Raw genomic sequence first — 23,933 nt, forward strand, 5'->3', positions numbered from 1 at the left:
TCAGATTCCTGGGTGTCGTTCGCCCGGCAAGAAGCCTGTCCCGTGCCCGGGGTCATAATTTTCGGGTTTTACCTTCAATAACAGTTTTTGTTTTTCAGCCTGATTCCAACTCAAATTATTTGGTTTGAGTTCTATGTGGTAGTGCTCTCCATGATGTCTTGGCGCATAGGGGCCTTTATCTCCTGGATGGCTTTCAAACCTTATTCGAGTATCGCTGTTGGGTTTCCATTCCATTCTTTGAGTATCGTGCTTCGTCTTGGAGGCTTTAGGGTCTACGCCCAAGACAGCTGTTAAATCATTCGGATCACTTGGGAAGCGGTAGTGTGCAGCCGGTAAAGGTGGTGCATCCTCATCGGCGTTATGTTGTCGTGCAGGATTTTCAACTCCGAGTAATTGCGTGCACCCTTTTTCACCCGGACAAGTGCTTAAACCTAACGGATCAACCCACCCCGTTGGATTAAGCGTGTACTGGTAAGCATTGATCCCACCCGCCAACTTCACCGGATCCGGCGTCAGGTAGCGACCAATATCCGGATTGTAGTAGCGATGCCGGTTGTAGTGCAGCCCGCTTTCCGCGTCGAAGTATTGGCCCTGGAAGCGCAGCGGGTTGTCGACTTTACCTACGTCGAGACGGGTGATTTCTCCGTAGGCACGGTAGTGGGCGGACCAGACGATTTCGCCGTCAGGGGTTGTCAGTTCCTGGGGTGTGCCGAGGTGGTCCAGTTGGTAGTGGTAGGGCTGGGTGGCTTTGGGGCCGAAGCGTTCCAGCAGGGCCAGCGGGCGGAAGCTGTTGGGTTCGTAGAGGTAGCTGCGATGGCGATCTGCGTGGTGTTCGGCGATCAGTTTGTCGCCTTGCCAGAAGAATTCGGTCGTCAGGCCGTCAACGGTTTTGCTGATGCGTCGGCCAAACGGGTCGTAGCGGTAGCTGGCGGTTTGTCCGGTGGGGGTGGTGACGGCGATCAAGCGGTGCTGACAGTCGTAGCGGTATTCGGTGACGAGTTGATGGCCCTTGCCGCGCCGTTCACGGATCAGGTTGCCAAATGCGTCATAGTCGTAGTGCCGGTCCCCCTGGATCATCAACCGATTGCCCGCGACGATGTCTGGACCGGGGCGGTTTTGCATCAGTAGATTGCCGGCCGGATCGTGGGCGAAACGTTCCTGGTGATCCTGGGAATGGTCGGCGCGGGTTAGGCGATTTAGTGGGGCATAGCTGTAGTGATGTTCGCCTTTACGCGTGTCGAGGATGCGGGTCAGGTTGCCGGTTTTGTCGTAGTCGTATTGACGACGGTAGAGGTGGTTTTGCTGTTGGGTGACGGTGTGGGCGTGCAGGCGCTGCTGGTCGTCGTAGTGGTAGTGGCTGAGCAGTTGGCCTTGCTGGCGCTGGTGTTCCTGGCCGGCTTTGAACAGGTGGGAGGTGAGGGTTTCGCCGTTGAGTTCGACGGTGGTGAGGTGGCCGCCCTTGCCGTGGTTGAAAGTGACGCGGTTGTTGTCGGGCAAGCGCAGGTGTTGCAGTTGGCCGCAGGCGTCGTAGCCGTAGCGCAAGGTGCCCCAGCCTTGGTGCTCGGCGGTGAGGCGGTTTTGTCGGTCGTATTCGTAGGCCAATGACCAGTGGCCGTCTTCGACGCTAAGGAGGTTGCCTTGGCGGTCGTAGGTGTAATCGACGGTGTTGCCGTCGGGCAGGTTTTTTCGTACGAGGCGCCCGGCGAAGTCGCGCTCGTAACGGGTGACGAGTTGACTGCCGTCATCGCCGTGCTCGGTTTTTTCCTGCAGGTTGCCGTTGAGGTCGTAGACGTAGGCCGTGCGTTGGCCGTCGAAGCCGGTTTCCTGTTGGATCAGGCCGTTGGGGTGGTACTGCAATCCATAGATTTCGCCGACTTCGTTTTCGATCTCGGTCAGCAGTAGCCGCACGTTGTCGTAGCGGTATTTGACCTGGGTGCCGTCAGCGTTAATCCGCCGACTGATGAGGTGTAGGCCATCGGCGTATTCGTAGCGGGTGATATGCCCCAATTCATCGCATTCAGCGGTGATTTTTCCGTAGGCGTTGTAGCTGTATTCCCGCGTGGCACCGCCCGGCAGGACCACACGAATCAACCGACCCAGGCTGTCCCACTGGTACTGGGTCAGCGCACCGTGTTCATCCTCGCGGGCAACCTGGCGTCCAACATCGTCATAGCGAAAACGCTTGATACCGCCATCCGGCAGTTGTTCCTCAACCAACTGCCCACGTTCATTCCACACCAGCCGATGGCAGCTGTGATCGGGATACCAAACCCCCGTCAGTTGCCCGTATTTGTTGTAGCTGTAGTCCGTGACATTGCCGTCTGGATCAGTCCTACGCGTAACGTCACCCTGATCATTACGCTCGTACTTCCAAACCGCTTCACCCCGCCGCACAACCCGTACGAAGCCGTTGTCATGCTCGTAGGACGTCGGCTCATCATCCCCCGGAAACAACGCCACCAAACGTCCGGCGTCGTCGTACTGATACGCCGTCACCGCGCCCAGCGGGTCTTGCTCGACCGTCAGCCGGCCCTTGTCATCGTAGGACTTGAAGTGCGTCGCGCCATCCGGATCAACCCGCTGCACCAACCGCGCCCGTTGATCGTGGGCGTAAACCTCCTGGCTACCATCGGCGTTAAACACCGTGACCCGCCCGTCGTCCCCCCAGGCATAGCGCGTATCCATCTGCGCAAAGCTTGCCCAATGGCGGACGCACCGCGCCGCCTTGCCAGACCGTTCCCACTCCCAAAAGAAACTCGCCCCACCGGCCAACCCACGCTCAAGAATCACGTGCTGATCGTCGTAGCGATAAACCTCGCTTTCGCCTACGGCATTGGTCGCCGAAACCAACCGGCCAAGGTCGTCATAGGCGTAGGAAACAACGCTGTACTCGGTTACCCAGACGTAGGGATCAGAACCCTCGGCCCGCTGAATCTGGTAATCCACCGCCACGATGCGGTCAGCCGAATAGCGCAAAAACAGCGAACGCCCGACACCGTTGTCCAGCCGCTCGATGCGCCCCAACAGATCCCGGGAAATGCGCAGCCGGTTGTCATACGCATCGCTGATGGCTGTCAGCAAACCCTCACGGAAGTGGTAGAAACGCGACGCCTGGGCCAGTACCAACTCGTCAGGCAAAGTACCGAGATAAATCGCCGCTTCGGCCAGGCTATTGGTAATCGCCGGCCGAGACATCGTAGGCAAGGGAAAAACCGTTGAGCGATTCTCATGATCCGTCCACTCCACCGAATCGCCCGAAACACAAAGCCTGTGGGCCAGCGCATGACTCCAGCCAAACCCCAGCCCGCAATCCACGTCCACCGCACTGGTGCGATACAACCGTGTCCACTCGAACGGCAAGATCCCGTCGAGCGTGCCGTCAGTGAGGGTGAGCAATTCCTCCCCGGTGACCATCGACACCGGGCAACCGTTGGTGACGGTTTTGTCCGCAGAAGCAGCCGCATCACCGTTGGCATTCCTGCCGGAAGCAGGCACATCATCAACATGTTCCTGCCGTACCAACACGGTCTGCTGTTTAACCTTTCCCCGCACTACCGGCACCGGATTCGAAACCAACTGATCCCCAGCCTTCAACGGCGCATCCGGGATCGTCTTGATCGCCGTCGCCGGCCCCCCCAGCAACAACGGCTTCGACGCCTCGACATGCGCGTCCAACTTCGGCCCCACTACCTGATCAGCCAACATCTGCAACCACTTACGCGCTTGAGCAGACTTGATGCGCTCCAATACCTGGGCACCCAGACGTATCTGCACCCCCATGCCCCGCGTTGCCCACACCAGAAGCAGATTGATCAGCACGTCGCCGGTGATCTTGCCCAGCAATTCGTACATCTGCGGCGGCGGCAGCATGCGTATCCAGCTGACCGCCGCTGACAGATAGATGAACAGCAGCGGTTCATCACTGAGCACCAACAGCCCCTTGGCGAGCGCGTCCTTGCCCAGTGCCAGCAGCTGATTCAGTTCGCTTGCGGACATGTATTTCAGCAACTTCTTGCTGTTGGCCTTGAGGTCACTCAGCAGTTCATACAGTTGTGTGAAATTGCTCCAAAGGTTGTAGAGCGCAATGCCAAACCCCTTCGTAAACCCAATGCCTTGCTTCACACTGCGCTCTAAAGGCGTGGCGTTGGCAAAGGCGTCCCATTGGGCTTTGAAGGTCTTTGTCCACTCATCGCGCAGCTGACTTTCCAGCCCGCTGATCACCGACTGATAAGACGCATACAGCGCCTTGACGTGATCCTTGGAAACGTTGGGATAAAAGGTGATTTGGTAGAGCTGGTCGCGGGTGCAGTCCTTGATTTCAAGAATCCCGCTGGGGCCGATGGTGTGTGGGATAGGCGCACCTATCGGGCTTTTGTCCTGCGCAAGCGCTTGCAGCATCACCGGTGTGTTGCCGATGGGCACGAACCGCGTGCTTTCGAACATGTGCACCAGGGTCAGCGAGCCTTGGGCCTTGCAGACGGCAGTCGTACTACTGGGCTTTTCTGACGACGCCGGTGCGACGAGAGTGACCTCTTCGCCAACCTTGAATACCTGCTCGACTTCCAGCGCCGAGCGAGTCCAGTAGTTATCAGCCCATTTATCGAAGGTGTTCAGGCAATTGCGGAAATCGCGCAGGACGCTTTCGACATCCGGCTTTTCGCCATCCATTGGGGCCAGGACAAAGCTGGCGATGACCGGAGTCAAGTGACAGCCCCAGTAATCAGTGCATTCACAACAATATCCATCTGCAATCCCTCGCACGGTGAAATCAGGCGAAGGACTTTGCAGAGGTTTTCAGGGCAGGTGAGTAGAGCTAATCCGGCGGTCACGTGGGATGTTTCGACAGCCCTTGTGTGCCGCCATACGACTGGCGGCTATTGTCAGAAATTTCCCACAGGAGTACAAATGTACTCCATGACGACTCTAACCCCCCGCCGTACCGCCATCCTGACCTTTATCCGCGACCGTATCGCGCAGCAGGGCCAGCCCCCCAGCCTCGCCGAGATCGCCGAGGCGTTCGGTTTTGCCTCGCGCAGCGTGGCGCGCAAGCATGTGCTGGCGTTGACCGAAGCCGGTTTTATCGAGGTCAACCCCAACCAGGCGCGTGGCATTCGCTTGCTCAACCAGCCGGTGCGGCCGGAGTGGCTGGATGTGCCGGTGCTCGGCCGTGTCGCGGCGGGCTTGCCGATTGGCGCCGATGCCGACGTGCACAGCCGCCTGCAACTGGACCCCGCCACCTTCGCGAAAACCCCGGACTACCTGCTGCGGGTGCAGGGCGATTCGATGATCGAAGACGGCATCCTCGACGGCGACCTGGTGGGCGTACGCCGCAGCGCCGAAGCCTTGAACGGGCAGATTGTGGTGGCGCGCCTGGACGGCGAAGTGACCATCAAGCGTTTCGAACGCCATGGCGACAGCGTGCGCTTGCTGCCGCGCAACCCTGCGTATCAACCTATCGTGGTCAAGCCTGATCAGGACCTGGCAATCGAAGGGGTGTTCTGCGGCCTGGTGAGGCAAGGCTGATGGGCGCCGTCGTTGCACTGGACACGCTGTTCAATGGCGGCCGCATCTGGAAGGGGCGGCCCGCCGCGCCGCCAGCCAGTTTGCACCCCACGGGGCTCAAGGCGCTGGACGCGGTGTTGTCCAGCGGCGGTTGGCCGGAGGCGGCCTTGAGCGAAATTCTCATGGCCAAGGAGGGCGTCGGCGAGTTGCAATTGGTACTGCCCACATTGGCGCGCTTATCCAAGGCCGGCGAGCGCATTGTGTTGGTGGCGCCGCCCTACACGCCGTACCCCCATGCCTGGCAGAACGCCGGGGTGGATTTGCGCCTGCTCTCGGTGATCCAGGCCGAGGAACGTGATGCGCTGTGGGCGGTGGAGCAATGTCTGCGCTCCGGCAGTTGCGGCGCGGTGTTGTGCTGGCCGCGCAAGGCCGATGATCGCGCGTTGCGCCGCTTGCAGGTGGCGGCGGAAACCGGGCAGACCCTGGCGTTTGCCTGGCGTTCTATAAGTGAGGCGATCAATTCATCGCCCGCTGCCTTGCGTCTGGCGGTCGAGGCCAAGCCCGCGCAAGTGCGGGTGCTCAAGTGCCGTGGCGGCCTGGCCCATCCGGCGCCGATTGCCCTGGCCGGGCACTGAGGTTGGCATGCGCTGGGTGTGTATTGTCTTCCCGCAATTGGCGCTGGACGGGGTGCAGCGTGCGCACCCCGAACCGGACCAGCCCCTGGCCCTGCTGGCTGGCACGCCGCAACGCCGCGTGCTGCAAACCGTCAATGACGCCGCCCGCGCCCTGGGCCTGCGTCCAGGCCAGTCGCTGACGGCGGCCCATGCCCTGGCCAAGACGTTTGCCAGCGCCGAATACGATCCCGCCGAGATCGAGCGCTGGCAGCAATTCCTCGCGGCCTGGGCCTATCGTTTCAGCTCCCAGGTCAGCCTGTATTACCCGCGCGCCTTGTTGTTCGAGATCGAGTCGAGCCTGGGCTTGTTCGGCCCGTGGCCGCAGTTCGAAGCGCGTTTGCGCGCAGAACTGACGGAACTGGGCTTTCGTCACCGCATCGTCGCCGCGCCCAACCCGGCCGCAGCGCGGGTGCTGGCCAATCTCTACGACGGCCTGGCCGTGGCCGATGATGAACGCTTGATGCAAGCCCTGGCGCCGCTGCCCATCGACCGCGCCGGCCTTGACCCGCAGGCGGCCACGGCGTTGTCGCGCATGGGCCTGCGTACCCTGGCCCAGGTGCAGGCGTTGCCCCGGCATACGCTGGCGCGACGCTTTGACGCCAGCCTGCTCAAGCACCTGGACGCCCTGAGCGGGCAGCGTCCGTTGGCCTTGGCGTTTTATCAGCCACCGGATCAGTTCGATGTGCGCATCGAGTTGAATTTCGATGTGCAATCCCATCAAGCGCTGCTGTTTCCCTTGCGCCGCTTGACCGGCGATTTGTCCGCCTTCCTCTGCGGGCGCGACAGTGGCGTGCAGCGTTTCGACCTGCACCTGGAACACGCCCAGGCCCCCGACAGCGTGATCAAGGTCGGCCTGCTCAGCGCCGAGCGTGAACCGGCGATGCTGTTTGAACTGGCCCGTGGGCGCCTGGAGCAAGTGCAGGTGACCTCACCGGTGCGCGGCTTTCGCCTGGTGGCCGAGGATTTGCCGGTGTTTGTGCCGCAACGCCAGGACCTGTTCGACGACCGCCCGCACCAAACCCTGCCCTGGGAGCAATTGCGTGAACGCCTGCGCGCACGGTTGGGGGATGACGCGGTGCAGGGCCTGCGTTTTCATGGCGACCACCGCCCCGAATGCGCCTGGCAAGCAGCGGCCGACAGTCGCCCCAGCCCAACCCTGGATAACGTCCAGCGCCCCGGCTGGTTGCTGAGCGAACCGACCTTGCTCGCCGAGCAGGGCCTCCAGATCCTCATGGGCCCGGAACGTATCGAATCCGGCTGGTGGGACGGTGCGGATATCCGCCGCGACTACTACCTGATCCAGACCCGCGCCGGCCAACAAGGTTGGGCCTATCGCACCGTGGGTCACAACGATGGGCTGTGGCTGCAAGGCTGGTTTGCATGAGTTACGCCGAGCTGCATTGCCTGTCCAATTTCAGCTTCCAGCGCGGTGCGTCCACGGCGCTGGAGCTGTTCGAGCGGGCCAAGCATCAGGGCTACAGCGCCCTGGCGATCACCGATGAATGCACCCTGGCGGGGATTGTGCGGGCGTGGCAGGCAGCGAAAGCGGTGGAGTTGCCGCTGATTATCGGCAGCGAGATGCGCATCGAGAACGGCCCGAAAGTGGTGCTGCTGGTGGAAAATCTCAGCGGCTACCAGCAGCTGTGCCGCTTGATCACCCTGGCCCGGCGTCGCGCCGAAAAGGGCAGTTATCGCCTGCTGCGAGAGGACTTCGACCAACCGTTGCCCGGCCTGTTGGCACTGTGGATCGCCGCAGACAACGACACCCAGGCCGATATCCAATGGCTGCGCCACACCTTCGCCGACCGCCTGTGGCTGGCGGTGCAGCTGCATTGTGGCCAGGACGATGCGCGTCACTTGCACCAACGCCTGCAACTGGCCGCCAGCCTGCAACTCCCGGCCGTGGCTTGCGGCGATGTACACATGCATGCCCGTGGCCGCCGCGCCCTGCAAGACACCATGACCGCCATCCGCCATCACGTGCCGGTGGCCGAAGCCGGCACGCGCCTGCATCCCAACGGCGAGCGGCACCTGCGCAGCCTCGACGCCCTGGCCGCGTTGTACCCGCAAGCCTTGCTCGACGAAACCGAAACCATCGCCCGCCGTTGCACCTTCGACCTCAGCCAGTTGCGCTACCACTACCCGCGCGAGCTGGTGCCCGCCGGCCATGACGCCAAATCCTGGCTGCGCGCCGTGACCGAAGAGGGCATCGCCCAGCGCTGGCCCCAGGGCGTCGATGCAAAGACCTCGCAGCAGATCAACAACGAACTGGAGCTGATCAGCGAGCTGGGCTACGAAAGCTACTTCCTCACCGTGCACGATATCGTGCGCTTCGCCCGCAGCCGTTCGATCCTGTGCCAGGGCCGGGGCTCGGCGGCCAACTCGGCGGTGTGTTTTGCCTTGGGCATCACCGAGATCAACCCGAGCCTGATGAACATGCTGTTCGAGCGCTTCCTGTCGCGCGAGCGCAACGAGCCGCCGGACATCGACGTGGACTTCGAACACGAGCGCCGCGAAGAAGTGCTGCAGTACGTGTTCCAGCGCTACGGCCGTACACGCGCGGCGCTGACCGCGGTGGTCAGCAGCTACCACGGCGCCGGCGCGGTGCGCGACGTGGCCAAGGCTCTGGGCTTGCCACCGGATCAGGTCAACGCCCTGGCCGAGTGCTGCGGGCGCTGGAGCGATGAGGCGCCGCCCCTGGAGCGTCTGCGTGAGGGCGGCTTCGACCCTGACAGCCCGATCCTGCGCCGCGTACTGACGCTGACCCAGCAATTGATCGGTTTCCCCCGGCACCTGTCCCAGCACCCCGGCGGCTTCGTGATTTCCGAATACCCGCTGGACACCCTGGTGCCGGTGGAAAACGCGGCCATGGCCGAACGCACCATCATCCAGTGGGACAAGGACGACCTCGACGCCGTCGGCCTGCTCAAGGTGGATATCCTCGCCCTCGGCATGCTCAGTGCGATCCGCCGCTGCTTCGACCTGTTGCGCCGCCATCGTCATCTGGACCTGGCGTTGGCGAGCATTCCCAAGGAAGACCCGGCCACCTACGCGATGATCAGCAAGGCCGATACCATCGGTGTGTTCCAGATCGAGTCGCGGGCGCAGATGTCGATGTTGCCGCGCCTGAAGCCGCAGACGTTCTACGACTTGGTGATCGAAGTGGCGATTGTGCGCCCGGGGCCGATCCAGGGCGGCATGGTGCATCCGTACCTGCGACGGCGGAATAAAGAGGAGGAGACCACCTATCCCTCGCCGGAGTTGAAAGCGGTGCTGGAACGCACCCTGGGCATCCCGCTGTTCCAGGAACAGGTCATGCAGATCGCCATGGTTGCCGCCGATTACGGCCCCGGCGAGGCGGACCAGTTGCGCCGCTCCATGGCCGCGTGGAAGCGCCACGGTGGCCTGGAACCGCATCAGGCGCGCCTGCGCACGGGCATGCTGAAAAACGGCTACAGCGAGGCTTTTGCCGCGCAGATCTTCGAGCAGATCAAGGGCTTTGGCAGTTATGGCTTTCCCGAGTCCCACGCGGCCAGTTTCGCCTTGCTGACCTACGCCAGTTGCTGGCTCAAGTGCCACGAACCGGCGGCGTTCGCCTGTGCGCTGATCAACAGCTGGCCCATGGGCTTCTACAGCCCGGACCAGATCCTGCAAGACGCGCGGCGCCATCACTTGCAGATCCGCCCGGTGGATGTGCAGGCCAGCGACTGGGATTGCAGCCTGGAGCCTATCGACGGCGCGCAACCGGCGATTCGCATGGGCTTGCGCATGATCGCGGGGTTTCGCGAGGAAGATGGGCGGCGCATCGAGGCGGCGCGCCAACGTCGCCTGTTCAGCGACATTGCGGACCTGGACGAACGCGCCGGGTTGGATGCCCGCGCCCAGGCCTTGCTGGCGGATGCCGGTGCCTTGCGTGCCTTGGCGGGCAACCGGCATGCAGCGCGTTGGGAGGTGGCCGGGGTGCACAAGCAGCTCGGGCTGTTTGCCGGCCTGCCCAGTCCCGACGAAGCGCCGGTCGAACTGCCAGCGCCGACGGTGGGCGAGGACGTGCAGGCGGATTACGCGACGGTCGGCACCACCCTGGGCCCGCATCCGCTGGCGTTGCTGCGCGATGAATTGCGCAAACGGCGCTGCCGTAGCTCCGAGGAGCTGATGGCGGTGGCGCATGGGCGCAATGTCAGCGTGGCGGGGTTGGTCACCGGTCGTCAGCGGCCCGGCACGGCAAGCGGTGTGACCTTTGTCACCCTGGAGGACGAGTTCGGCAACCTCAATGTGGTGGTCTGGCGCGACCTGGCCGAGCGCCAACGCCAGGCACTGGTGGGCTCGCGGCTGCTGAAAGTGGATGGGCGCTGGGAAGCGGTGGGCGAGGTGCGGCACCTGATCGCCGGACGCTTGACCGACCTCACGCCGCTGCTGGATGGGATCAATGTGCGCAGCCGGGATTTTCACTGAGGCCGGTGGTGGCTGCGCGGTTTTGCGCCTAACGTAGATGCGGTGAAACCATCTGCGTTTGCAGTGCTCCAAAACTTGACGATGTCTTCTTTGCGCACAGAGCCAATCGATGCAGTTTTTATCCAACCCTCACGGCTGTGAAGGCTGGGCCGGCGAAATGGCCCAGCGCATCCGCGCGTTCGATTGGTCGGCCACCGACCTTGGGCCGATTGACCGCTGGTCCCCCAGCCTGGCCTGCAACGTGCAAATGCTGCTGGCGTCCCCCGTGCCCATGGTGATGCTGTGGGGGCGGCTGGGCTACATGATCTACAACGACAGTTATTCGCGGTTTGCCGGCGGCCGCCACCCGTACCTGCTGGGCACGCCGGTGGAACTGGGTTGGCCGGAAGTCGCTGATTTCAACCGGCATGTGGTGGACACGTGCCTGGCGGGCGGCACCTTGTCGTTCAACAACAAGGACCTGGTGCTGCTGCGCAACGGCCAGCCGGAAACCGTGTGGCTTGACCTCTACTACAGTCCGGTGGCCGGTGATGACCAGCAGCCGGCCGGGGTGTTGGCGATTGTGGTGGAGACCACCGAGCATGTGCATTCCGAGCGCCTGCGCCAGGAACTCACCCACAACCTGGAACAGCGCGTGGCCGCGGAAGTGCAGGCACGCTCCGCCGCCGAGGAGCAGTTGCGCCAGTCGCAGAAACTGGAAGCCATCGGCGGGCTCACTGGTGGCGTGGCCCACGACTTCAACAACCTGCTGCAAGTGATTGCCGGCAACCTGCACTTGCTGGCGCGCCATGAGCCGGACAACGCCCAGGTGCAGCGCCGTGTGGCGGCGGCGATTGCGGCCGTGGAACGCGGGGCCAAGCTGTCGGCGCAACTGCTCGCGTTTGCCCGGCGCCAACCGTTGTCGCCCGCCGTGTACAACCCGCAACGTATCTATGCGGGCTTGGGAGAGTTGCTGCAACGGGCGCTGGGGGAAACCATCCATATCGACGTGCAAATGCCCCAGGATGCCTGGTTTATCAATGTCGATCGCAACCAGCTGGAAAACGCGCTGCTCAACCTGGCGATCAATGCCCGTGATGCGATGAAAGGCGAGGGCGTGATCCGTATCACCGGCGAAAACATCATCCTCAACCCCGCCGATTGCGCGGGTAAAAGCATCAAGCCCGGCGAGTATGTGCGCCTGGCGGTCACTGACACCGGGGTGGGCATGTCCCCGGTCACGCTCAAGCGTGCGTTCGAACCGTTCTTCACCACCAAGCGCGAAGGCCACGGCACCGGCCTGGGCCTGAGCATGGTGTTTGGGTTTGTGCGCCAAAGCGGCGGGCATGTGGAGATGTGGAGCGAGGAGGGCAAGGGCACGGTGGTGCAGATGTATTTCCCCCACAGCCTGGAGCCGGAAAGTCTCGATGTGCACATTGACCAGGTGCTGCACGCCGGCGGCCAGGAAACCATCCTGGTGGTGGAGGACAACGAAGGCGTGCGTCTGACCGTGGTCGAACTGCTGCAACAATCGGGCTACACCGTGCTCACCGCCGAAGACGGCGACCGCGCCATGCAGGCGTTGCAGGGCGGGTTGCAGCCGGACCTGATTTTTACCGACGTGGTCATGCCTGGCCGCGTCAAAAGCACGGACCTGGCTGACTGGGCCCGTGCACAGAACCCGCCCGTAGGGGTACTGTTCACCTCGGGCCATACCCGCGACATTCTTTCCAGCAACCATCTGCTGAGCCCCGACATTCACCTGCTGAGCAAACCCTACAGCCCCGAAGCCCTGACGCAACGGGTACGCAGCGTGCTCACCGCGCGATAAGGTTGACCATGACTTCACAGCGCAACATCCCTCAATTCCACGGTTTCGTGCGGGTGCGCGGCGCCCGCGAGCACAACCTGCGCAACGTCGATGTGGATATTCCACGGGATGCCCTGGTGGTGTTCACCGGCGTGTCGGGTTCGGGCAAGTCGTCCCTGGCGTTTTCCACGGTGTATGCCGAGGCGCAGCGACGTTATTTCGAGTCGGTGGCGCCGTATGCGCGGCGGCTGATCGACCAGGTCGGCGTACCGGATGTGGACAGCATCGAAGGTCTGCCGCCCGCCGTGGCCCTGCAACAACAGCGCGGCACGCCGAGTGCGCGCTCATCGGTGGGCAGCGTCACCACCTTGTCGAGCCTGATCCGCATGCTCTATTCCCGCGCCGGCAGCTACCCGCCGGGGCAGGCGATGCTGTACGCCGAGGATTTTTCGCCGAACCAGCCCCAGGGCGCGTGCCCGCAATGCCACGGCCTCGGCCGCGTGTATGAAGTGACTGAGGCGCTGATGGTGCCGGACCCTTCGCTGACCATCCGCCAGCGCGCAGTCGCGTCCTGGCCGTTGGCGTGGCAGGGCCAGAACCAGCGCGACATCCTTGTGACCCTGGGCTATGACGTGGATATTCCCTGGCGCGAGCTGCCGAAAAAACAGCGCGACTGGATCCTGTTCACCGAAGAAACCCCCACCGTGCCGGTGTACGCCGGTTTTACCCCGCAGCAGACCCGCGATGCGCTCAAGCGCAAGTTGGAGCCGAGCTACCAAGGCACCTTCAGCGGTGCGCGGCGCTACGTCTTGCATACGTTCACCCATAGCCAAAGTGCGCTGATGAAAAAGCGCGTCTCGCAGTTTATGCAGGGCAGCGCCTGCCCGTTGTGCGAGGGCAAACGCCTGAACAAGGCGGCGCTGTCGGTGAAGTTCGCCGGGGTGGACATTGGCGAGTTGTCGCAGTTGTCGTTGACGCAGCTGGCTGACCTGTTGCGACCGGTGGCGGCGGGGCAGGACACGATGCAGCTGTCGGTGGAAAAGCGCCTGGCCGCGCAACGCATCGCCCAGGACCTGCTGGAGCGGGTCAGCACCTTGACCGAGCTGGGCCTGGGCTATTTGTCCCTGGAGCGCAGTACGCCGACGTTGTCGTCCGGCGAATTGCAGCGCTTGCGCCTGGCGACCCAACTGGGTTCGCAGCTGTTTGGCGTGATCTATGTGCTGGATGAACCGTCGGCAGGGCTGCATCCGGCCGATGGCGAAGCGTTGTTCACCGCGCTGGAGCGGTTGAAAGCGGCGGGCAATTCGTTGTTTGTGGTGGAACATGACCTGGAAACCATGCGCCGCGCCGATTGGCTGATCGACGTGGGGCCAGCGGCGGGTGAGCAGGGCGGGCAAGTCTTGTACAGCGGGCCACCGGCGGGGTTGGCGCAGATTGAAGCGTCACAGACCCGTGAGTATCTGTTTGCCGAAAAAAGCGGCTTGCCTCGGGTGTGTCGCGAGCCGCAGGGTTGGCTGAAGCTCGAAGGCGTGACGCGCAACAATCTCAAGGAGCTGAGCGTGGATTTTCCCTTGGGCTGCTTTACGGCGGTCACCGGGATTTCTGGCTCGGGCAAGTCCAGCCTGGTCAGCCAGGCGCTGCTGGAACTGGTGGGCAGCGGCCTGGGTCGCGTGGTCGAAAACGATGAAGAGCCGAGCCTGGAAGACGACGCCCCGCAAACCAGCGGTGGGCGTATCAGCGCCGGCCTGGAGCAGATCCGGCGGCTGGTGCAGGTGGACCAGAAACCCATCGGCCGCACGCCGCGCTCCAACCTCGCGACCTATACCGGGCTGTTCGACCACGTGCGCAAACTGTTTGCCGCGACACCGGCGGCGAAACAGCAGGGTTACGATGCCGGGCAATTCTCCTTCAACGTTGCCAAGGGCCGCTGCCCCAACTGCGAGGGTGAGGGCTTTGTCAGCGTGGAACTGCTGTTTATGCCCAGCGTGTACGCGCCGTGCCCAACCTGCCACGGCGCGCGCTACAACCCCGAGACATTGGCGATCCAATGGCAAGGCTTGAGCATCGCCCAGGTGCTGGGGCTGACGGTGGAGCAGGCCGTCGAAGTGTTTGCCGAACAACCCAGCGTGCTGCGCTCGTTGCAGGTGCTGCGCGACATCGGCCTGGGCTACCTGCGCCTCGGCCAGCCGGCCACCGAACTGTCCGGCGGCGAGGCGCAGCGGATCAAACTGGCGACGGAGTTGCAACGCAATGCGCGGGGCGCCACGTTGTACGTCCTGGACGAGCCGACCACCGGCCTGCATCCCCGGGATGTGGACCGCTTGCTCAGCCAGCTCAACCACCTGGTGGACGCCGGGCATACGGTGATTGTGGTGGAGCATGAGATGCGCGTGGTGGCGCAGAGTGACTGGGTGATCGACATCGGGCCGGGGGCGGGGGATTTGGGTGGGAAGGTGGTCGCACAGGGCACGCCACACGCGGTGGCCAAAAACAAAACCAGCCGCACTGCGCCTTTCCTTTCCCGAGAACTGCCCTGACAGACAGCACAAATCAACCTGTGGGAACGAGCCCCTGTGGGAGCGGGCTTGCCCGCGATGGCGGAGTGTCAGTCACCGATATTTTGAATGAAATACCGTAATCGCGGGCAAGCCCGCTCCCACAGGGGCCTGCGTCCACATTTAGAGCAGTGACATGACCTCAAACATGACAAGACCCCGTTCAATGGTCTAGCTTCAAGGGCGTAAGCCATTGATCAACTTGCGGAGGTACGCCATGCCAGTGAAACACGACCTGTATCAGGACTTGGGGTTGAGCAAGGACGTCATTCACGAACGCAGGGCGAGCGACAAACGTCTGGACTCGCTGCTCACTCAATACGACGACGCCGACAAAGAGGTGCTGAAGGCGGAGTCGGCCAGTGCCAGCGATGAGGATGTGGAGAAGCTGAAGAAGAAGCGGCTGTTGATCAAAGACAAAATTGTGGAGCAGCTGGATTAACTGATACTCCTGTAGGGGAAAGGTCATATTTGTTCAGAATTGTCATAGGGACAGTGCCCGGCGCAGTCCCTATGATGCCCACCGCCCACCCGGCTCTTGGGGGCTTTTACGGTGTAAGGATTACGCCGGTGAGCTGGGTGGGTATCTTGTTTCAGGCATGCAGCGCTTTAATGCATGCATCTATCGACCGCTGCTGCGTCTCTTCATACAGCGTCAACTCATCAATCGTCCGCCGCCCCAGCGCGTTCTCAAACTCGACCCTGTTCGAGTTGGCCGCGTAGTGACTCTGCGCCGCATCCCCCAGGTTTGACTGAAAAATCCCCGCCGCACTCACCGGCAGGAAATCTTCGTACACCAACGGCTCCACCGCCACATGACCTGCTGCGATCAGCGCGTCCAGTGTGCGCGGTTGATCGGCTCTGCCGCGTGCCGCCAGGCCTTGTGCGGTGGCGAAGTAGCGGAAGTACGCCAGGCCCTGCTCGCGCATTTGTGCGTAGTTGTCGGGGAAGGCTTGGAAGTGCTGTTCCATCAATTGCACATAACGCGCGGCGTTGCCTTCAGTGGGGAACGTGCCCAACTCGTCGCGGGCGGCATTCAGTAATTGGTCATACAGGGCGCGGCCTTTGGGGGTGAGTGCCACGCCGCGCTGTTCGATCTCGCCGAAGCGGGCGCTGTGGCTGCCTTGGGCGTCGGTGAAGGCGATGGCTTCGTCGAGGGCCTTGAAGCTGGTCTGGCGCAGCAGGATCGGGCATTGGCGGCGCGGCGGGCCTTCGATCACGGCCTTGGGCGTGATGCCTTTGCCGGGCATGGCGGCCTGGACCTGATCGATGTCCAGGGTGCGCGGCGTCAGGTGGTTGATGTGCGGGCCCTTGAAGGCCACCACGTCGGCGATCAGGCGGTGCTGGTCGCTGAGTTGCTGGTATTGGGCTCGCGTGACGGTGGCAGCGTGGTGCCAGCGGAAAGTTTCCAGGGCCTCGCGGATAAATTCCTCGGCGTCCACGGCGTTGAGTCCGTCAGCCTTTTCCGCCTGTTCGATCAGCGCCAGGGCGCGGGGGGTGAAAATTGAACGCTTGGCCAGGGCGGTTTCGGCAAAGGCGCGCAGTTCGGGGTTTTCGATCAGTTCCAGGCGCAGCAGCGAGGTGAATACGCGAAACGGGCTGGTTTGCAACGCTTGCTCATGCACCGCACGAAACGCGGTGGAATGCACCGGCACGCCGGCCGGGGTCAGGTCGTAGTAGCCCACCGGTTGCATGCCCATCACCGCAAACAGGCGGCCGATGGTGGCCAGCTCGAAGGCGGTGCCCAGGCGGATGGCGCCGTGGCGTTCCATATCCAGGCGCTGGATTTCGCCAGTGCGTTGCAGCTGTTGCGCCAGCGCTGGCTGGGCGTCGAGCACGTGGGTGTTGGTCTCGGCCACCAGCGCCATCAGCGCGCCATAGAGTGGAACTTCATCTCGGTACATGTCGGACATCGCCTTGGAAAAGCCCTTGCGGATCTCGTCAGGGCTGACATGTGCGGTGGTAGGCATAGAAAAATTCCTGATGACGGTGGCGATGAAAGTGGCCTTGTTCTGGATTTTGTTGAGCGCCCGCCGCACTTGCAAACGAAGAATCCTCTGGACTTCATTCCTTGGATGAATGAGATGACGTGAATGTGACAAAAAACAGCCGACTGAAAATTTCATTTTCCGGCGTTTTTCCTAACTAATTCTTCACGCAGTCGCCCCCACCCGGCATGAAAGAATCGTCACGTTCGCAAGGATGAAAACGCCGTTTTGCACATCACACACATAAAAAAATGTTTAGGGGCCGTCGTTAATGAAAATTTCTACACTGGCGTTGTCGATCACCGCCGCCGTTCTTGCACAACACGCATTAGCTGATGATTTTGGGCTCGGCTCCCTGGGCACTGGCACCGGTCACAGCGGTTTCCTTGAAGACAGCCATGCGTCCGTCAGTTCGCGGACCATGTACTACAGCACTGACAACCGCTCGGGCAGCAACAACGATTTGCGCGAAACCGCCACCGCGCTGCGGTTTGACTACAAATCCGGTTTCACCCAAGGCACCGTGGGCGTCGGTTTTGACGTGATGGCGTTCGGCGCCCTGCGCCTGGACGGTGGCGATGGCCACACCGCAGGCGCGGGCCTGTCGGGTAACGGCAACAGCTTCTTCCCGACCAAGAACAACGGCACCGAACCGGCCGACTCCTTTGGTCGTGCAGCGGGTAATGTGAAGTTCCGCATTTCCCAGACCGAGTTGCACGTCGGTGGTGGCTTGGCGCCGGTGTTGCCGATCCTGGTGTCCAACGACAGCCGCGTGGCCCCGCAAACCTTTGATGGCGGCATCCTGACGTCGAGCGATATTCCCAACGTGACCTTCACCGGCGGTGAACTGAACCGCGCCGAAGGCCGTGCCTCCAGCAACTCCACCGGTTTGAGTGTGGCTGGCGGTCAGCGCGACAGCGACAGCTTCAAGTTCGGCGGGGTGGACTACAAGCCGTTTGGTTCTTCCGACAACGTCATCGCGAAAAACCTGACGCTGCAGTACTACTACGCCCAACTGCAAGACTTCTACAAACAGAACTATTTCGGCCTGGTCCACGTATTGCCGCTGGGCAATGACCAATCGTTCAAGACCGACCTGCGCTACTTCGACAGCAGCAGCGATGGCAAGAATGGCCAGAGTGGCTACCAGTTCAACAACAACGGTGGCTATGCCAGGCACGCCAACGAAGTCGACAACAAAACCTACAGTGCGGCCTTCACCTACCAACTGGGCGGCAGCAGCTTGATGCTTGGCCATATCGGCGTGGGTGACGACGGCGGCTTTGTGTGGGTGAACCAGGGCAGCCTGGCCGATCCGCACGCACAAGGTGCCGGTGGCAGCGACTTCTACCTGTTCACCGATGCCGTGGTCGGTCAGTTCTCCCGGGCGGGCGAGCAGGTCAACTTTGGTCAGTACTCGTACGACTTCAAGGCCTACGTGCCGGGTCTGAAGGCGTCCGTGGCGTACCTGGATGGCCGGGACATCAAGGCGAAGGTGGCCGGTGGTCCTGACCAGAAAGAAAACGAAGCCGACTTCCGCCTGGACTACGTGGTGCAGGCCGGTCCTCTGAAAGGCTTCGGTACCACCTTCCGTACCGGTACCTACCACGGCAAGAACACCGGCACTGCCGATCAGGATCAAACCCGCCTGATCTTCAACTACACCTACGCCATCTTCTAAACCTTCATGTGCACACGGGCGTGGATGGGTCCTACACTGCACCTCACCTTGTAGGCGCAGGAGGACCCATGACGGCCACGCCCGTAACGCGGATTTCTGACACGATCGAAGGCCAACGCCTGGCAACCGGAGATGCCGAGCCCTGGCGCGAGTGGGGCCCGTACCTGAGTGAACGCCAATGGGGCACGGTGCGCGAAGACTACAGCGCCGATGGCGATGCCTGGGCCTACTTCCCCCATGACCATGCACGCAGCCGCGCCTACCGCTGGGGCGAGGACGGCCTGGCGGGGTTCAGTGACAAGGCGCAACGCTGGTGCCTGGGCCTGGCCCTGTGGAACGAGCGCGACGGGATCATCAAGGAACGCCTGTTCGGCCTGAACAATGCCGAGGGCAACCACGGTGAAGACGTCAAGGAACTGTACTTTTTCGTCGATGGCGTACCGAGCCATGCCTACATGCGCATGCTCTACAAATACCCCCACGCTGCCTTTCCGTACGCAGACCTGATCGCCGAGAACGCCCGCCGTGGGCTGGCTGACGCCGAGTACGAAATCCTCGATACCGGGGTATTCGAAGACAACCGCTACTGCGATGTCAGTGTCGAATACGCCAAGCATCAACCCGATGATATTTTCATGCGCATCACTGTGCATAACCGTTCGGACCAGCCGACGCGGTTGCAGGTGTTGCCGCAGTTGTGGGCGCGTAATGATTGGAGTTGGACCCAGGGCGCGCCCAAGCCACAGCTGACCCAGGACGGCGACCACGTACTGGCACGCCATCATGAATTGCCTGACCGCCACCTCAGCGCGTGGGGACAAGAGGGCGTCGAGTGGTTGTTCTGTGAAAATGAAAGCAACCATCCCCGGCTGGAGAGGCAACCGGCGCCGGGGCCGTTCAAGGATGGGATCAACGATTATGTGGTGGAGGGTGTCCAGTCGGCGATCCGCCGTGACTGCGGCACCAAGGTTGCCGCGCGGTTCATCCTCGAGTTGGCGGGCCTGCAAAGCAAAATCCTCTACCTGCGGTTTGCGCCGGTGGACGCTGTGCAGGTCAACGCGCGCAAGCTGTTTGAGCTGCGTCGCCAGGAGGCCGACGATTTCTACGCAGCCTTGCAACAGGGTATGGCGTCTGAGGACGCACGCAACGTACAGCGTCAGGCATTGGCCGGTTTGCTGTGGTCCAAGCAGCTCTACTATTTCGATGTGAACCAATGGCTCGATGGCGACCCGGCCCAGCCCGCGCCACCGCCCGAGCGTTTGCATAGCCGCAATACCCATTGGCGGCACCTGTCCAACTTCGACATCCTTTCCATGCCCGATACCTGGGAATACCCGTGGTATGCCTCCTGGGACCAGGGCTTCCAGGCCGTGGCCATGGCGCTGATCGATCCGGCTTATGCCAAGCAACAGCTGTTGCTGCTGGTGAAGGATCGTTTCATGCATCCCAATGGCCAGTTGCCGGCGTATGAATGGCGTTTCGACGACGCCAACCCGCCCGTGCACGCCTGGGCCAGTTGGCGCGTGTATCAGCAGGACAAGGCACTGACTGGCGTAGGCGACATGGACTTCCTGGAGCGCATATTCCACAAGCTGCTGCTGAATTTTTCCTGGTGGGTCAATCGCAAGGATGCCGAGGGGCGCAACCTGTTCCAGGGCGGCTTCCTTGGCCTGGACAATATTGCCTTGTTCGACCGCTCGGCCGCGTTGCCGCCGGGTTACCAGTTGGATCAGGCCGACGGCACGGCGTGGGTCGCCGCGTATGCGCTGGACCTGATGCGCATCGCCCTGGAACTGGCCAAGCGCAACGCGGTGTATGTGGATATCGGCGTGAAGTTTTTCGAGCACTTCTTGTACATCGCCGGGGCCATCAACCGCGTGGATGACAGCGCCGAAGGCTTGTGGGATGAACAGGACCAGTTTTTCTATGACGTCCTGCACCGTCCCGACGGCCAGAACGAACCGGTGCGCCTGCGCTCCATGGTCGGGCTGATGCCGCTGTTTGCCGTGCTGGTGTTGGAACAGCACGAGCATGAAGGCCTGGAAGGGTTGCGCGAGCGTTTGCTGGGATTTATGCAGCACCGGCCCGACTTGGCCAAATTGGTGTCGCGCTGGAACGAGCCGGGCCAGGGTAATCGCCTGTTGCTGGCGTTGCTGCGCGGTGAACGCACCAAGGATCTGTTGCGGCGCATGCTTGATGAGGAGGAGTTCTTGTCGGCGTTTGGTGTGCGCTCATTGTCCAAGGCGTTTGCCGAGCAGCCGCTGGCATTGAAGATGAACGGCAATACGTTATGTGCGAGCTACCAGCCCGGCGAATCCGATTCGCGCTTGTATGGCGGCAACTCCAATTGGCGCGGGCCGTTGTGGATGCCGGTCAATTACATGCTGATCGAATCGCTGCGCGAATTTCACCGTTACTACGCCGACAACTTCTCCGTGGAGTACCCAACGGGCAGTGGTTATCTGGCATCGCTGGAGGACGTGGCTGACAGTCTCAGTGCGCGGCTGACGGGGTTGTTTCTAAGGGATGAGAATGGGCTGCGGCCATCGATGGCGGGGTATGCGCAGTTGGAAGCGGACCCGGCGAGTCGTGACCTGGTGTTGTTCCATGAGTATTTCCATGGTGAGACCGGACGTGGCTTGGGTGCGTCGCATCAGACGGGATGGAGTGCGTTGGTGGCGTTGTTGCTACAACCCAAAACCTGAGGTCTGTGATGGAACAAAATGTGGGAGCGGGCTTGCCCGCGATTGCAGTGTGCCAGTCACTGAATCTATTAACTGATACTCCGCAATCGCGGGCAAGCCCGCTCCCACAGGGATTCAAGGTGGCCCTTGAATCAGGAAGGGAACAGCTCGCTCAGCTTCATCGCCAGCATCATGTCGCCTTCGGTGCGCAGTTTGCCGCCCATGAAGGCCTGCATGCCGTCGGTGGAACCGTCAACGATGCCTTCCAGGGTTTCGCTGTCCATGACCAGGGTCACTTGGGCGTCTGGGTTTTCGCCTTCCTGCAGTTCGCAGGTCTTGTCTTTGACGATCAGGGAGAAATTCTTGGTGTCGTCGATGCGGAAACCGAATACCAGGTCCAGGCCGTCAGCGGCGCTTGGGTTGAATTTGGCTTTCATTGCTTCTACAGCTTTGGCTACGTCAGTCATGGTTTCGATCCTTTTATGGTGAGTCCAGTGACCTTGGGGTCACGGTTGGCCGCAGTTCATCGGAAGGTGATGAGCTGCGGCGCCTTCAACAGTTGCAAGTGGGTGTGGCTGTTGAAGGAAGCCAGGGCCACCTCGCGACCGCGAAACTTCAGCTGGTTGAGCGAGGTGTTAACAATTTGCCAGTTCAGTTCGAAGGCCTGGGCAGCGGGCATCCGGGTAATCAGGTGGAGCAGGGCAGTAATGGTGCCGCCGGAGGTGAACACGGCGATTTTCTGCGTGTTGTCCGCCACTTCAAGAATGCGTTGCAGGCCACCCTGGACCCGCTCGACAAACCCCAGCCAGCTCTCCAGCCCCGGTGGATCATAGGTGCCGGCCAGCCAGCGCTCGATGATCAGGGCGAAAATGCGCTGGAACTCGCTGCGGTTCTGCGCGGCATTGCGCAGGATTTCCAGGGCTTCGGGTTCGGTGGTGAGCAGGTCGGGGAGCAGGGCGCGGATGATCGCATCGGCGTCGAACTCGTTGAAGGCGCTGTCCACTTCCACCGTTGGAACGGCTAAACCGAGGGCGCTGTACTGCTCGAACGCGGCGCTGGCGGTGTGCTGCTGGCGGCGCAGGTCGCCGGCGATGCAGCGGTCGAACGTCACGCCCAGGTCGGCCAGGTGGCGGCCGAGCACGTGCGCTTGTTCCACGCCGACGGGCGACAGGACGTCATAGTCGTCTGCACCGAAGGAGGCTTGGCCATGTCGAATCAGATAGATGCTGCCCACGTCCGTTTTCCCGGTACGTTGAAAGTCTGGCGAGGTTATGGGGATGCCTGCGAGCTGTCAATGGAAAAACATACGCTTGTTTTAAAAGCCCGTTGGAGGCCTGCTTGCTGGCGGTTTGATCACTGGCCCCGACGCGGTGCCGCCGGTATGCTTGGGCAATCCGCGCCTGGCGCACTGCACTTGTAAGGAGCAACATGGATTTTCTGGCCGAATACGCGAGCTTCTTAGCGAAGACCGTCACCCTGGTGGTCGCTATTCTGGTGGTACTGATCAGCTTCGCCGCCTTGCGCAGCAAAGGTCGTCGCAAATCCGCTGGCCAATTGCAGGTCAGCAAACTCAATGATTTCTACAAGGGCCTGCGCGAGCGCCTGGAATCCACCCTGCTCGACAAGGACCAGCTCAAGGCCTTGCGCAAGTCCGAAAGCAAAGCCGAAAAGAAGAACAGCAAGAAGAAACCCGAGGCCAAGCCACGGGTATTCGTGCTGGATTTCGACGGTGACATCAAGGCCTCGGCCACCGAAAGCCTGCGCCATGAAATCACCGCGCTGCTCAGCCTCGCCACGCCCAAGGACGAAGTAGTGCTGCGCCTGGAAAGCGGCGGCGGCATGGTCCACAGCTACGGCCTGGCCTCGTCGCAACTGGCGCGTATCCGCCAGGCGGGCGTGCCGCTGACCGTGTGCATCGACAAGGTCGCGGCCAGCGGCGGCTACATGATGGCGTGCATCGGCGAGAAAATTATCAGTGCCCCGTTCGCCATCCTTGGCTCGATTGGCGTGGTTGCGCAGTTGCCCAACGTCAACCGCCTGCTGAAAAAGCACGATATCGACTTTGAAGTGCTGACCGCCGGTGAATACAAACGCACCCTCACGGTGTTTGGCGAAAACACCGAGAAGGGCCGGGAGAAGTTCCAGGAAGACCTGGATATCACCCACCAGCTGTTCAAGAACTTCGTCTCGCGCTATCGCCCGCAGTTGGCCATCGATGAAGTGGCGACCGGAGAAGTGTGGCTGGGTGTTGCAGCACTCGACAAGCAACTGGTGGACGAGCTGCAAACCAGCGACGAATACCTGGCGACCAAGGCCAAGACCGCCGAGGTGTTCCACCTGCACTACGCCGAGCGCAAAAGCTTGCAGGAGCGTGTGGGCCTGGCGGCCAGCGGTTCGGTAGACCGGGTATTGCTGACCTGGTGGAGCCGATTGACCCAGCAGCGCTTCTGGTAACCCGATCCTTCAGATGTCAGCGGGCCCTTGTGGGAGCGGGCTTGCCCGCGAATGCGGTAGATCAGTCACTCATGTATCGACTGACACCCTGTAATCGCGGGCAAGCCCGCTCCCACATTGATTGGGTAGCGCATCAGCAGCCCCACCACCAACG

At 61.9% G+C, this 23,933-nt stretch carries 14 protein-coding genes; 10 read left to right on the forward strand and 4 right to left on the reverse strand.

What is annotated here, in order from left to right:
• Positions 1-4,704, reverse strand: coding sequence for an RHS repeat-associated core domain-containing protein (locus J1G37_RS25930; RefSeq protein ID WP_242551736.1), 4,704 nt, complete (start codon positions 4,702-4,704; stop codon positions 1-3).
• A 201-nt stretch (positions 4,705-4,905) separates the two neighbouring features.
• Between J1G37_RS25930 and lexA the strand changes: the two genes are divergently transcribed.
• From lexA to J1G37_RS25965, 7 genes are all read left to right on the forward strand, one after another.
• Complete coding sequence (gene lexA, locus J1G37_RS25935; protein WP_207046347.1) at positions 4,906-5,523, forward strand: transcriptional repressor LexA; 618 nt, start codon at positions 4,906-4,908, stop codon at positions 5,521-5,523.
• Positions 5,523-6,137 (forward strand): translesion DNA synthesis-associated protein ImuA, encoded by a 615-nt coding sequence (imuA, locus tag J1G37_RS25940; RefSeq protein ID WP_207046349.1) that lies wholly within the window; start codon positions 5,523-5,525, stop codon positions 6,135-6,137. The genes lexA and imuA overlap by 1 nt, the downstream gene beginning before the upstream one ends.
• Before the next feature lie 7 nt (positions 6,138-6,144).
• On the forward strand, positions 6,145-7,560 hold the full coding sequence (locus tag J1G37_RS25945) for a DNA polymerase Y family protein (RefSeq protein ID WP_207046350.1): 1,416 nt from the start codon (positions 6,145-6,147) through the stop codon (positions 7,558-7,560).
• Positions 7,536-10,628, forward strand: a complete 3,093-nt coding sequence (locus J1G37_RS25950; RefSeq protein ID WP_207046351.1) for an error-prone DNA polymerase — start codon at positions 7,536-7,538, stop codon at positions 10,626-10,628. Before J1G37_RS25945 ends, J1G37_RS25950 begins: the two co-directional genes overlap by 25 nt.
• Before the next feature lie 109 nt (positions 10,629-10,737).
• Positions 10,738-12,438: an ATP-binding protein gene (locus J1G37_RS25955; RefSeq protein ID WP_207046352.1), complete on the forward strand. Its 1,701-nt coding sequence runs from the start codon at positions 10,738-10,740 to the stop codon at positions 12,436-12,438.
• An 8-nt stretch (positions 12,439-12,446) separates the two neighbouring features.
• Positions 12,447-14,954, forward strand: coding sequence for an excinuclease ABC subunit UvrA (gene uvrA, locus J1G37_RS25960; protein ID WP_207046353.1), 2,508 nt, complete (start codon positions 12,447-12,449; stop codon positions 14,952-14,954).
• A gap of 235 nt (positions 14,955-15,189) precedes the next feature.
• Positions 15,190-15,414, forward strand: a complete 225-nt coding sequence (locus tag J1G37_RS25965; protein WP_207046354.1) for a DUF465 domain-containing protein — start codon at positions 15,190-15,192, stop codon at positions 15,412-15,414.
• Between the two features lie 151 nt (positions 15,415-15,565).
• On the opposite strand, the gene J1G37_RS25970 is transcribed toward J1G37_RS25965, so the two are convergent.
• Entirely contained in the window at positions 15,566-16,942 is a 1,377-nt protein-coding gene (locus tag J1G37_RS25970) for a VOC family protein (protein ID WP_207046355.1), read from the reverse strand.
• A 289-nt stretch (positions 16,943-17,231) separates the two neighbouring features.
• Here J1G37_RS25970 and J1G37_RS25975 point away from each other — a divergent pair, with 289 nt between their 5' ends.
• Both J1G37_RS25975 and J1G37_RS25980 read left to right on the forward strand, forming a co-directional pair.
• A complete protein-coding gene (locus J1G37_RS25975; protein ID WP_207046356.1) occupies positions 17,232-18,641 on the forward strand; it encodes an OprD family outer membrane porin in 1,410 nt (469 codons plus the stop codon).
• Between the two features lie 68 nt (positions 18,642-18,709).
• Complete coding sequence (locus tag J1G37_RS25980; protein WP_207046357.1) at positions 18,710-21,346, forward strand: glucosidase; 2,637 nt, start codon at positions 18,710-18,712, stop codon at positions 21,344-21,346.
• Positions 21,347-21,477: 131 nt separating this feature from the next.
• On the opposite strand, the gene J1G37_RS25985 is transcribed toward J1G37_RS25980, so the two are convergent.
• A complete protein-coding gene (locus J1G37_RS25985) occupies positions 21,478-21,792 on the reverse strand; it encodes an SCP2 sterol-binding domain-containing protein (protein WP_192300815.1) in 315 nt (104 codons plus the stop codon).
• A gap of 56 nt (positions 21,793-21,848) precedes the next feature.
• Positions 21,849-22,559, reverse strand: coding sequence for a histidine phosphatase family protein (locus J1G37_RS25990; RefSeq protein ID WP_207046358.1), 711 nt, complete (start codon positions 22,557-22,559; stop codon positions 21,849-21,851).
• A gap of 194 nt (positions 22,560-22,753) precedes the next feature.
• Between J1G37_RS25990 and sohB the strand changes: the two genes are divergently transcribed.
• Positions 22,754-23,779 (forward strand): protease SohB, encoded by a 1,026-nt coding sequence (gene sohB / locus J1G37_RS25995; protein WP_207046359.1) that lies wholly within the window; start codon positions 22,754-22,756, stop codon positions 23,777-23,779.
• Positions 23,780-23,933: the final 154 nt, after the last annotated feature.

The organism is Pseudomonas sp. Marseille-Q1929, from assembly GCF_017316265.1.
Taxonomy (GTDB): Bacteria; Pseudomonadota; Gammaproteobacteria; order Pseudomonadales; family Pseudomonadaceae; genus Aquipseudomonas.

What these genes read in the sequence shown, in the direction of transcription:
- lexA (WP_207046347.1), top strand. Translation starts at nt 4,906, where the DNA reads ATGTACTCCATGACGACTCTAACCCCCCGCCGTACCGCCATCCTGACC.
- imuA (WP_207046349.1), top strand. Translation starts at nt 5,523, where the DNA reads ATGGGCGCCGTCGTTGCACTGGACACGCTGTTCAATGGCGGCCGCATC.
- J1G37_RS25945 (WP_207046350.1), top strand. Translation starts at nt 6,145, where the DNA reads ATGCGCTGGGTGTGTATTGTCTTCCCGCAATTGGCGCTGGACGGGGTG.
- J1G37_RS25955 (WP_207046352.1), top strand. Translation starts at nt 10,738, where the DNA reads ATGCAGTTTTTATCCAACCCTCACGGCTGTGAAGGCTGGGCCGGCGAA.
- uvrA (WP_207046353.1), top strand. Translation starts at nt 12,447, where the DNA reads ATGACTTCACAGCGCAACATCCCTCAATTCCACGGTTTCGTGCGGGTG.
- J1G37_RS25965 (WP_207046354.1), top strand. Translation starts at nt 15,190, where the DNA reads ATGCCAGTGAAACACGACCTGTATCAGGACTTGGGGTTGAGCAAGGAC.
- J1G37_RS25970 (WP_207046355.1), bottom strand. Translation starts at nt 16,942, where the DNA reads ATGCCTACCACCGCACATGTCAGCCCTGACGAGATCCGCAAGGGCTTT.
- J1G37_RS25975 (WP_207046356.1), top strand. Translation starts at nt 17,232, where the DNA reads ATGAAAATTTCTACACTGGCGTTGTCGATCACCGCCGCCGTTCTTGCA.
- J1G37_RS25980 (WP_207046357.1), top strand. Translation starts at nt 18,710, where the DNA reads ATGACGGCCACGCCCGTAACGCGGATTTCTGACACGATCGAAGGCCAA.
- J1G37_RS25985 (WP_192300815.1), bottom strand. Translation starts at nt 21,792, where the DNA reads ATGACTGACGTAGCCAAAGCTGTAGAAGCAATGAAAGCCAAATTCAAC.
- sohB (WP_207046359.1), top strand. Translation starts at nt 22,754, where the DNA reads ATGGATTTTCTGGCCGAATACGCGAGCTTCTTAGCGAAGACCGTCACC.